This window comes from Kineosporia rhizophila (genome assembly GCF_021277265.1).
GTDB classification, from domain to species: domain Bacteria; phylum Actinomycetota; class Actinomycetes; order Actinomycetales; family Kineosporiaceae; genus Kineosporia; species Kineosporia rhizophila.
The window spans coordinates 1-12,441 of record NZ_JAJSOH010000059.1 but is presented as its reverse complement, the minus strand read 5'-3'; the positions used below and the strand labels follow the sequence as shown (position 1 = coordinate 12,441).

The window sequence follows — 12,441 nt, the reverse complement described above, 5'->3', positions numbered from 1 at the left end:
TGGCGGATGTTGTCGGTGGTGAGGTCTACGTTGGTGGTGGTCAGGTAGGCGGTGAGGTAGTGGCCGCCGGCGGGGTGTTCGTGGGCGAGGACTGCTGCTGCGTTGATCTGGGGGTGGGTTTGGAGGGTGGTGCGGATGTCGTCGAGTTCGATGCGGAAGCCGCGGATTTTGATTTGGTCGTCGGTGCGGCCGTGGTATTCGAGTTGGCCGTGGTGGTTGTAGCGGGCGAGGTCGCCGGTGCGGTAGAGGCGGGTGCCGTTGTTGGTGGCGATGAAGCGGGTGGCGGTGAGGGCGGGCTGGTGGTGGTAGCCGTTGGCGGTTTGGGTGCCGCCGAGGTAGAGCTCGCCGATGACGCCGGGGGGTACGGGGCGTAGCCAGGTGTCGAGGATGGTGGCGGTGGTGTTGGCGACGGGCCGGCCGATCACGCTGGCAGCGGGGTTCGCGGTGTGGCTGGCAGCGGTGTTAGCTGCGAGGTTGTCGCCCGGGCCGTCGGTGGCGAGGTTGGCGGTGGGGTTGTTGCCCGGGCTGTTGGTGGCGAGGTCGGCAACGGGGTTGCGGCCTTGGCTGTTGGCGAGTGCGTCCGTGTGCGTGCCGACGTGCGTGCCGACGTGCGTGCCGACGTGCGTGCCGGTGGGGCTGCCTGCCGAATTGCCGGCCGAATTGCTGGCGGGTCCGTGGGTGCTGGTGGTGGCGTCGCCGGTGATTTCGGTGCTGCCGTAGTAGTTGTGGATGTGCGCCTGGGGGGCCAGGTGGCGCATGGTGGCGGCGAGGTGGGGGGTGAGTGTCTCGCCGGAGGATGTCCAGTGCTTCAGGCTGCCCAGATTGCCTGCACCGTCAAGGTCCTGGCCGTTGGTTCCGTCCTCGAGGGTCTGCTTCTCGAGGGTCTGCTTCTCGAGGGTCTGCTCGTTGAGGGTCTGCTCGTTGAGGGTTTGGGCGAGGCTGGGCACGGTGAGCAGGTGGGTGACCTGGTGCTCGCGGATGGTACGGGCGAGGGCATGGGCGTCGCGGGCTTGGGGGTCGGGGACCACGACGACGGTCGCACCTGCGGCCAGGGGTGCGAGGAGTTCAGTGGTGGCGTCGACGAAGCCGGTGCCGCTCTTGGCGATGGTGGTGGCGGTGTGGTCGAGGTGCTGGTGCTGGATGTGCCAGTGCAGGCGGTTGATCAGGGCTTCGTGGTTGACGGCGACGCCCTTGGGGCGGCCGGTGGTGCCGGAGGTGTAGATCAGGTAGGCGATGTCCTGGCCCGTTACCGGGCGTGCGAGTACCGGCAGGCCGGAGTCGGCGCTGGTATCCGGGCCAGTCCCCGATACCGCCCCGGTCGAGCCAGCACCGGCGTCCGAACCAGCACCAACCCCCAAGCCAGCACCGGCATCCGAACCAGCACCAAGCCCCAAGCCAGCACCGGCCTCCGAACCAGCCACATCACCGGCGTCCAGCAACAGAACCGGCTGGCTGGGCAGCGATGCCGCGGTCTTGGCCAGTTCGGTGTTGGTGATGAGCAGGGCCGGCTGGGCGTCCTGGAGGGTGGTGGTGATGCGCTGCTGGGGGTAAGCGGGGTCGAGCGGGACGTACGCTGCGCCTGCTCGCAGCACGGCGGCCAGGCTGACCGCCAGGTCCGGGGTACGCGGCAGGAGGACGGCTACTCGATCCCCCACGTTCACGCCGCGCTCGACCAGAAGGCCGGCCAGAGCGTTGGCCCGGGCGTCGAACTCCGCGTACGTCAGGCGTTCGCCAGCTTCGGTCCCGGCCTCGCTGCCGGCCTGGATCAGAGCGGTCTGGGCGGGGTAGGCGACGGCCTGGGCGTGGAGCCATGCATTGAGGGTGGTGTGGGGCAGTTCGGCGTGGGGGCCGGTGGACCAGGTGCGGAGGTGGTCCAGGTCGGCGTCCGACAGCAGCCGGAGGTCGGCCAGGGGCAGCTCCAGGCCGGTCGCGATGGCGTCGAAGGCTGCGGTCAGGGTCTGGGCGAAGCGGCGGGCGGTGTCGTCGTCCAGGACGTCCGTGGCGTAGGTCAGGAAGCCCTGGAGCTGGACAGAGTCGTCCTCCAGATAGAGGTCGATGTCTGTCTTGGCCGCGGCGATGCTTCCTTCCTCCGTCACCACCGTGACGCCGGGAAGGGTCAGTCCCTTCGCCTGCTCGCCCACGTAGTGAGTGAGCATGATCTGGAACAGCGGGTTACGGTTCGCCGCCCGCTCGACCCCGGCGGCCTTGGCGATCTCCTCGAACGGCGCCGCCTGGTGGGCGAACCCGTCGAGCACCGACTGCCGGGTGGTCTGCAGCAGGTCCGCCAGCGTGTCCGCAGGGTTGAGGCGGTGGCGGAAGGGCAGCGTGTTGACGAAGTACCCGACCAGGTCTTCCAGGCCGTCCTCGGTCCGCCCACCGATGGGCGAGCCGATCACCACGTCGTCACCGGCCCCCAGCACCGAGGCCGCGAGCGCCGTGGCCGCCTGGGCGATCATGAACATCGACACGCCCTGAGCGGCAGCGACCCGCCGCAGGCCGTCGACCGTGACGGCGTCCACGGTGAAACTGAGGTCGACGCCGTGATGCGTCGGGTGGTTCGGGCGGGCCCGGTCCAGGGTGATCGTCGATTCCTGCGGGGCGTCAGCCAGAACCTCTCGCCAGTAGGCAAGGTCCTGCCCCAGCAACGAATCGGCGTCATCACCGGAACCCAGCACCTCACGCTGCCACAGCGCGTAATCCGCGTACTGCACCGGCAGCGGAACCCAGTGCGGCCTCTCACCCTCCGCCCGAGCCCGGTAGGCCGTGGCGAGATCCCCCAGCAACGACGGGAACGACCACTCGTCCACCGCGTGGTGATGCGCCGCCAGCACGAAAACCCACTCGGCTGAGTCCACCCGCAGCAGGCCGGCCCGGATCGGAAGATCCTTCGCCAGATCGAAGGTGCGCCGAAGGATCCCGGCGACCCAGGCGTCCATTGTTCTGGTTCTGTGGTCTTCGTTCTCGATGTTCAGGTCGGCATTGAGCGGGTTCAGGGCACGGGCCGCCTGTTCCGGCGACAGGACGACCTGACGCAGGCTGCCCTCGTCCTCGACCAGAAGCGTGCGCAGGGCCTCGTGCCGCGCAACCACGTCCTGCACAGCGTCGAGCAGGGCGGCCTGGTCGAGATCCCCCGACAGACGCAGGACCAGCGGGACGACGTACCGGCCCCCGGGCCCGCCCAGCTGTTCGATCAGCCAAAGCGACTGCTGCCCATAGGACGCCGGCAGCACTTCCGGGCGCGGCAGTTCCCCCAGCCGCAATGTCGCTTCGCCCGAAACACTTCGGCGCTTCTCGACGACCCGGGCCAAAGCGGCCACGGTGGAGGCCTCGAACACCTCTCGCAGCGTCAGATCGACGCCCAGCCGGGCATTTACCCGAGCAACCACGCGGGTGGCGAGCAGCGAGTGCCCACCGAGGGCGAAGAAGTCGTCGTCGACCGAAAGCGACAACTCCTGGTCACTCGAGCCTTCATGCAGGTGAAGGACATCCGTGAAGATCTCCGCCAGGGTCGTCTCGACCGGGGTCTCCGGCGCCCGCCCGGCCCCGGTCGCTGTCCCCAGGTCGGGGGTCGGGAGAGCGCGGCGGTCAAGCTTTCCGTTGACCGTGGTCGGCAGCGAGTCCAGCACCGTGAACACCGTCGGGACCATGTAGTCCGGCAACCGCCGAGCCGAATACTCCCTCACCTCGTCGACCGACCCGCTCGTGGTCAGGTAAGCAGCCAGGAACTTCCCGCCCGCCGGATGATCGAAAGCCACCACCGCAGCGGCCTTCACTTGCGGATGCGACTCCAGAACATTACGGATCTCGTCCAACTCGATGCGGAAACCGCGAATCTTGACCTGATCGTCCGCCCGACCCAGGTATTCGAGCTCGCCTCGCCCGTTCCACCGCACGAGGTCACCCGTGCGGTACAGCCGAGTTCCATCCTCAGCCGCCACAAAACGAGACGCGGTGAGAGCAGGCTGGCCCAGATAGCCGTGGGCAAGCTGGATACCGCCGAGGTAGAGCTCTCCCACCACACCAGGCCCGACGGGACGCAGCCACGAATCCAACACCACCGTCGTGGTATTCAGCACCGGACGACCGATCGGGACCACGGCCGTGTCACCCGAACCAACCGGCTGGGCGGTGACGTCGACAGCGGCTTCGGTCGGCCCGTACAGGTTATGCAGACTGGCGTTAGCGAACAGGCGGTCAGCCTCCAGCGCGGCCACAGCCGGCAAGGCCTCACCCGAGAAGAACACCCGCCGCAACGAGGCCAGCCTGGCGGGATCAGGATTCGAGGCCAGGAACGCAGTCAGCATCGACGGCACGAAGTGCGCCACACTCACCCGCTGAGCCTCGATCACCTCCGCCAGGTAGACCGGGTCCTTGTGTCCACCGTCACGCGCTACGACGACGGTGGCGCCGGTGATCAGGGGCAGGAAGAACTCCCACACCGAGACGTCGAAACCGTCGGGGGTTTTCTGCAGGATCCGGTCAGAGGCGGTGATCTGGTAGTCGTCCCGCATCCACAGCAGCCGGTTCACGATGGCCTCGTGGCTGACCGCGACACCCTTGGGCCGGCCCGTGGTGCCCGAGGTGAAAATGACGTAGGCAGTGTCGGAACCAATTAAAGGACGATTGACAGCAACGGTTTCGCTGTCGGGAAGCTCTGCGTCCAGCCGCAGGACCGGCACTTCAGCGTCGTACGCCCGGTCGGTGACCAGCAGGCTCGGTGTGGCATCGGCCAGGATTGCCGCCACACGCTCGGCCGGGTACTCCGGGTCGATCGGCACATACGCAGCCCCCGCCCGCAGAACCGCCGCCAGAGCGACCACCAGATCGCCCGAGCGCGGCAACAACACCGCAACCCGGTCCCCAGTCCGAACACCACCGGCAACCATGACCGCGGCCAAAGCATTCACCCGGCCGTCGAACTCGGCATACGAGAGCTCGACACCCCGATCGTCCACCAGAGCCGTGCCAGTCGGCGTAGCCGCCACCTGAGCCCGCACTAGATCGTCCAGCGTGACAGCGGGAACGTCGGCCGTCGGACCACCCTGCCAGCTGGCCACGGCCGCCCGGTCGCGCTCGGACAGCACGTCCAGGTGAACCATCGGCTGTGCCGAGTCCTGACTGACCAACTGGGTCAGGAACTCAGTGAAGTCAGCGAAGTAGCTGCGAACCGCCTCACGAGAGAAGGCCGGGTCACTCGAGGCGAGGTCCAGCCGGAAGCCGTGCACCGCGTCCCGGTAGACCATCAGGTCCAACCGGCCCACCGGGCCGTTGGCAATCGTCTCCTGCCGGCCCATCACCGCACCGAACTGGTACTGGTAGTCGAACGCCTTGAAGTTCAGCTGCGGCAGCGCATAGAAGTCCTCCACCCCACCAGGCCACAGCCGCGCCAGCTCCTCCTCCGCCACCACCCAATGACGCACGACCTCGCGCGAGGCCTCGCGCACGCTGGCCACGAATTCGGCCACAGATTGCGACAGTTCGGGCTGCAGCACCGTCGGCGCCGACCCGACCAGCATGGCCGGGGTGGTCAGGGCCAGCCTGCCCTGCCGGTTCATCTGGGGCAGGCGCACCGCGAACGCTTCTCGTCCGTCGCGCGCCGAGGTGAACAGCCCCCATCCGGCCAGCACCACGTCCGACCAGGACACCTTGGCCGACCGGGCCAACACGTCGATCCGCCCTACGACCTCGTCTTCCAGCACTACCCCGGCGCGGGCCTGCGTCAGCCGGAATCGCGCAGCCGAGCCCTCGGCACTCTCCGACTGCGCCCCACCGGCATCCACGGCCTGCTCGAACCGGTTGCGCCAGAACTCCGACCGCGCGGGATCGCCAGCCGGCTGGTCCGCGAGTCCGGCGTACTCGCCGAACCACCGCTCGGGAACCGGGCGCTGCTCGACCAGCGCTGAGTACACCTCAGCCACCCGCCGGGTGAACAACCCCAGCCCGTAGGCGTCGAAGAACAGGTGATGAACCACGAACTCCCAGGCCCAGCCGCCCTCTGTTCGCGGATGAAGCACAGACCCGGCAGTGAACCGCGCTTCCTGGCCACCCAGCGAACGGCAACGATCCACCGCAGCGGCGCGTACAGCGTCATCAATCAGCGGGGTTCCCGACACCTGGACCCACGGCGCCTCGCCCACCGCCTGGAGCACCGGTTGGCCGTCGGCATCGTGGCGCACCCGCATCCGAAGGACGTCGGCCTCCGCGCCGGCCGTGGTCAGCGCCTGCTCGAGCAGTTCGAGGTCGATCTCACCGTCGAACCACACGATCTGCGAGATCAGGAAGGCGTCGGCCTGCGGAGCCATCTCCTCCGCCGCCCACACTCCTAACTGAGCAGGAACAAGATGCACAGAACCAGTGGCCACCATCACTCCAGGTAAGTAAGCTTCGCCTAACCTAACTAGGAAGATCGGGTGTCGACAAGCCCACCCCGGGTCGAGGGCGCCACCTGCCCCGAACCGGCCCTGCCCGCGATCGAAGGAGACGCTTTTGACCTGCAGCGATACGCCGATGCGACGGTCGCGGCCCGCCCGCCGCTAGCGGAACCAGCCAGCCGACAGCAAATTTGGCCGCAAGTTCAGGTTCCGTACGGTTCCGGCTCTTGACAGGGAGTCCACCGGGAGCCTCTTCCGGCGGTCATGACCGCAAGGGCGCAACCACGATCGAGACCTCGGGACGGGCGGTCTGACCTCCGGTCTTGTCCATTCCGGATCTTCCTAGTTAGGTTAGGCGAAGCTAACTTACCTGGAGTGATGGTGGCGACTGGTTCTGTGCATCTTGTTCCTGCTCAGTTGGGTGTTTGGGCGGCTGAGGAGGTCTCCCCGCAGGCCGACGCTTTCCTGATCTCGCAGGTGGTGTGGCTCGACGGCGAGATCGACCTCGAGCTGTTCGAGCGGGCCCTGGCGACTGCGGGCGCGGACGCGGACGTCTTGCGACTGCGGTTGTCCGACAGCGGGGGCGAGCCGGTGCTCACCCCTGTCGAAGACTTGCCCTGGGTGACGGTGTCGCAGATCCCACTGACTGAAGACGGGGTGCGCGCCGCCGCGGTTCAACGTTGCCGTGAGTTGGGTGGCCGGGAAGCGCGGTTCACTGCCGGGTCCGTCCTTCATCCGCGCACTGCCGGTGGCTGGGCCTGGGAGTTCGTGGTTCATCACCTGTTCTTCGACGCCTACGGGCTGGGCCTGTTCACGCGGCGGGTGGCCGAGGTGTACTCCGCGCTGGTCGAGCAGCGCCCGGTCCCTGAGCGCTGGTTCGGGCAGTACGCCGAACTCATCGAGTCCATGCCCGCGCAACCGGTCGGGGCGGCCTCCGAGTTCTGGCGGGACCGGCTCGCGCTGGGTGAAGACGCAGGCGTAGTCCGGTTCCAGGCAGCGGAAGACGGCGCCGGGCGGTTCTTCCTCACCGATGCCCGGGCCGGCATGGTGCTCGCCGACGATCTGACCGCCGAGGTGGACCGTCTCGCCCGGTCGGCCCGAGTGTCCTGGTCGGACGTTGTGCTGGCCGCCTGGGGCCTGTTCACCTCCGCGCAGGATGGGCGCGACCTCCTGGCCGTCCGTCTGCCCCAGATGAACCGGCAGGGCAGGCTGGCCCTGACCACCCCGGCCATGCTGGTCGGCTCCGCTCCCGCGGTCTTCCGGCCTGATCTTGCGCAGACCGTGCCTCAGTTCGTGAACAGCGTGCGTGCTGAAGCCCGCGAGGTCGCCCGTCGTGGAGTGGCGGCGGAGGAGGAGCTGGCGCGGCTGTGGCCTGGAGGGGTGGAGGACTTCTATGCGCTGCCGCAGCTGAACTTCAAGGCGTTCGACTACCAGTACCAGTTCGGTGCGGTGATGGGCCGTCAGGAGACGATTGCCAACGGTCCGGTGGGGCGGTTGGACCTGATGGTCTACCGGGATGCGGTGCACGGCTTCCGCCTGGACCTCGCCTCCAGCGACCCGGCGCAGAGCATCGAGTCGATCCGGGACGTGCTCGCCGACTTCACCGGCTTCCTGACCCGCCTGGTCACCGCCGACCCCGATCTGCCGGTGTCCCGGCTCAGCGTGCTGTCCGACCCCGCGCAGGCCCGCATCGCCCAGTGGCAGGAAGGGCCCACGGTTCCGGTTCCGGCTCACACTCTGGATGACCTGCTGAGGGCACAGGCCCAGTCGACGCCTTCCGGCACGGCCCTGATCGACGAGCACGGTCACGAACTGTCGTATGCCCAATTCGACGCTCGCGTGCAGGGACTGGCGCGCGTCCTGAACGGGCGCGGCGTCCGGACCGGCGACCGGGTCGCGGTGTTGTTGCCGCGGTCGGCCGAACTGGTGGTCACGCTGGCGGCGGTGCTGCGGGCGGGGGCTGCCTATGTGCCGATCGACCCGGAGTACCCAGCCGAGCGGGTCGCGGCGATCCTGGCCGATGCCACACCGAGCCTGCTGGTCACCGACCGGGCGTACGACGCTGAAGTGCCGGTCCTGCGGCTGGACGCAGAGCTTCCCGACACCGAAACCGTTGCTGTCAATCGTCCTTCAATTGGTTCCGACACCGCCTACGTCATCTTCACCTCGGGCACCACGGGCCGGCCCAAGGGCGTCGCGGTCAGCCACGAAGCCATCGTGAACCGGCTGCTGTGGATGCGGGACAACTACCAGATCACCGCCTCTGACCGGATCCTGCAAAAGACCCCGGACGGGTTCGACGTCTCGGTGTGGGAGTTCTTCCTGCCGCTGATCACCGGCGCCACCGTCGTCGTAGCGCGTGACGGTGGGCACAAGGACCCGGTCTACCTGGCCGAGATCATCGAGGCCCAGCAGGTGAGCGTGGCGCACTTCGTGCCCTCCATGCTGACCGCGTTCCTCGCCTCCAATCCCGATCCCTCGAAGCTGACCTCGCTGCGCCAAGTCTTCTCCTCCGGCGAAGCCCTGCCGACCGCGGCCGCACTCGAAGCCGATCGACTGTTTGCCAACGCCAGCCTGCACAACCTGTACGGGCCGACCGAAGCCGCTGTCGACGTCACCGCCCAGCCGGTTGGTTCGGGTGACACCGCCGTGGTCCCCATCGGCGTTCCGGTACGCAACACCACCACCGTCGTCCTGGACTCCTGGCTGCGCCCCGTCGGACCCGGCGTGGTGGGAGAGCTCTACCTCGGCGGCATCCAGCTCGCCCACGGCTACCTCAGCCAAACCGCGCTCACGGCCTCCCGGTTCATCGCCGGTGAGAACGGCACCCGCCTGTACCGCACCGGCGACCTCGTGCGCTGGAACGGGCGAGGCGAGCTCGAATACCTCGGCCGGGCGGACGATCAGGTCAAGATCCGCGGCTTCCGCATCGAGCTCGACGAGATCCGCAACGTCCTCGAATCCCACCCCCAGGTGAATTCCGCAGCCGTAGTAGCGTTCGACCACCCCGCCGGCGGCAAGTTCCTCGCTGCCTACGTCACCACCAGGGCAGCGGTAGACGAACTTCGCGCCCACACGGCCGCCACGCTGCCCGACTACATGGTCCCGGCCGTCTTCACCGTGCTGGACGTCCTCCCCACCACGGTCAACGGCAAGCTCGACCGCCGCGCCCTGCCCACCCCACAACTCGGCGCCGCCGGCGAGACGGGGCGAGCACCGTCCACCCCGCATGAGCTCGCCCTGGCGCAGATTTTCACCGAGGCCCTCGGTCTCCAGCCAGATGCAGCGCTCTCGGCAGACGACGACTTCTTCCTCCTCGGAGGGCACTCACTGCTGGCCACCCGGGTGGTCGCCCGCACCAACGCGGACCTCGGCGCGGCCATCACCCTGCGCGACGTGTTCGAGGCCCCCACCGTGGCCGGTCTGGCCCAGCTCCTGCAGAACGACTCGATCGCTGTCCTGCCCCGGATCGGCGAGGTGCCGCGTCCGGACGTCCTGCCGGTTTCCTACGGGCAGCAGTCGCTTTGGCTCATCGAACAGTTGGGCGGACCCGGCGGCCGGTACGTCGTGCCGCTGGTTCTGCGCCTGCGCGGTGAACTGGACCAGGACGCCCTGCTGGCCGCTCTCCAGGACGTGGTGGCCCGCCACGAAGCGCTGCGGACGCTCATCGTCGAGCACAAGGGCGAACTGCAGCAGAAAATCCTGGCCCCGGATCAGGCGACCTCCCTCTTGTCAGTGGTCACGGATGACGCCGGCGAATCGGTGGACGCCTGGGCCGCCGGGGTGATCCAGCGCGGTTTCAACCTCTCCGCCGATCTCCCGATCCGCGCCGGCCTGCTGCGGGTGAACGCGGACGAGTGGGCTCTCGCCCTTGCGGTACACCACCAAGCAATGGACGAGTGGTCGTTCCCCTCTCTCTTGGGAGACTTGTCCACCGCCTACCGAGCCCGCACGAACGGCGCTCGGCCGGACTGGGCGCCGCTGCCCGTCCAGTACGCCGACTACGCCGTGTGGCAGCGTCACGTGCTGGAGCGGCCGGACTCCCCGCTCCAGGACGATCTGCACTACTGGCGCGAGGTGCTGGCCGAAGCGCCGCAGGAATCCACCATCACCCTCGACCGCCCCCGTCCTACCGCCCCCACGCACCACGGCCTCGACCTGACCTTCAGCCTCCGCCCGGACACCGTCGAGGGCCTGCGCAAGGTCGCCGCCGAGCAGGGCGTGACCATGTTCATGCTCGCCCAGGCGGCCACCGCGCTGGCCGCCTCGGCGCTGGGCGCGGGTGACGACGTGGTGATCGGCTCGCCCGTGGGCGGCCGCACCCAGGACGGCCTGCAGGACCTGGTCGGCTACTTCGTCAACACCCTGCCGCTGCGTCACCGCCTCGACCCCGCCCACACCCTGCCGGACCTGCTGCAGGCCACCCGCCAGACGGTGCTGGACGGCTTTGCCCACCAGGGCGCACCTTTCGAGGAGATCGCCAAGGCCGCCGGGGTGGAGCGCGCAGCCAACCGCAACCCCCTGTTCCAGATCATGCTCACGCACTACGTGGGCACCCCGGGCCAAGGCCTCGACCTGCCCAAGGTCAGCGTGACCCCCGGCGACCAGACCCTGAACGCCGTCAAGACCGACCTCGATCTGTACCTCGAGGACGACTCCCGCGAGCTCCGAGGCTTCCTCACCTACGCCACGGACCTCCTGGACGAGCCCGGCGCGCTTCGCTTCGTCGAGACCCTCACCGCCGCCTTCGACGCGCTCGCCACCCGCACCAGCCCTCTCGCTGCCGACCTGACCGTCAGCGACCTGAACCTGCTCAGCGACGCCGACCAGGAATGCCTGAGCGCCTGGTCAAAGGGTCCGGACGCCGACCTGCCCCACACCGACCTCAGCACCTGGCTACACACCCGGGCCACCGCCCACTCCGCCGGCACCGCGCTGATCGACTCCACCACCGGCGAACGCCTGAGCTACGGCGACCTCGAGGCCCGCGCCAACGCCCGGGCCCAGCTTCTGCTCAGTCAGGGCGTCCAAGTGGGCGACCGCGTCGCCATCCTGCTCCCCCGCTCCATCGAGCAGATCATCACCGTTGTCGCCGCCCTGCGCGTGGGCGCCGCCTACGTCCCGCTCGACCCCGCGTACCCCCAGCAGCGCATCACCACCACCCTCCAGGACGCCCAGCCGGCCCTGCTCATCACCAACACCGAACTGGCCGAGACCGCGGCATCCCTGCCCAACCAGCCGCTCTTGTTGCTGGATGCCGGTGAGGTGGCAGGCGCGGACGCCGGTGCTGGTTCGGGGGCCGGTGCCGGCTCGACCGGGGCGGTATCGGGGACTGACCCGGATACCAGCGCCGACTCCGGCCTGCCGGTACTCGCACGCCCCATCACCGGTCAGGACATCGCCTACCTGATCTACACCTCCGGAACCACCGGCCGCCCCAAGGGCGTCGCCGTCAACCACGAAGCCCTGATCAACCGGCTCCACTGGCACATCCAGCGCCAGCACCTCGACCACACCGCCACCACCATCGCCAAGAGCGGCACCGGCTTCGTCGACGCCACCACCGAACTCCTCGCACCGCTGGTCGCCGGTGCGACCGTCGTCGTGGTCCCCGACCCCCAAGCCCGCGATGCCCATGCGCTCGCCCGTACCATCCGCGAGCATCAGGTCACCCACCTGCTCACCGTGCCCAGCCTCGCCCAGACCCTCAACGAGCAGACCCTCGAGAAGCAGACCCTCGAGAAGCAGACCCTCGAGGACGGAACCAACGGCCAGGACCTTGACGGTGCAGGCAATCTGGGCAGCCTGAAGCACTGGACCTCCTCCGGCGAAACCCTCACCCCCCACCTCGCCGCCACCATGCGCCACCTGGCCCCCCACGCCAGCATCCACAACTACTACGGCAGCACCGAAATCACCGGCGACGCCACCACCAGCACCCACGCAGGCAGCACCCCCGCACGCAGCACCCCTGCAGGCAGCACCCCCGCAGGCAGCTCCACCGACACTCACATCGGCACGCTCACCGACGCTCTCAGCAACAGCCAAGGCGACAAACCCACCGCCAGCA

At 68.6% G+C, this 12,441-nt stretch carries 2 protein-coding genes; one reads left to right on the top strand and one right to left on the bottom strand.

The features are described from left to right. Nucleotides 1-6,302: non-ribosomal peptide synthetase (locus LWF15_RS35490; RefSeq protein WP_232815398.1), on the bottom strand; the 6,302-nt coding region annotated here is incomplete at its 3' end. A 486-nt stretch (nucleotides 6,303-6,788) separates the two neighbouring features. Between LWF15_RS35490 and LWF15_RS35485 the strand changes: the two genes are divergently transcribed. Further along, the coding region (locus tag LWF15_RS35485) for a non-ribosomal peptide synthetase (protein ID WP_232815397.1) at nucleotides 6,789-12,441 on the top strand (5,653 nt) is incomplete at its 3' end.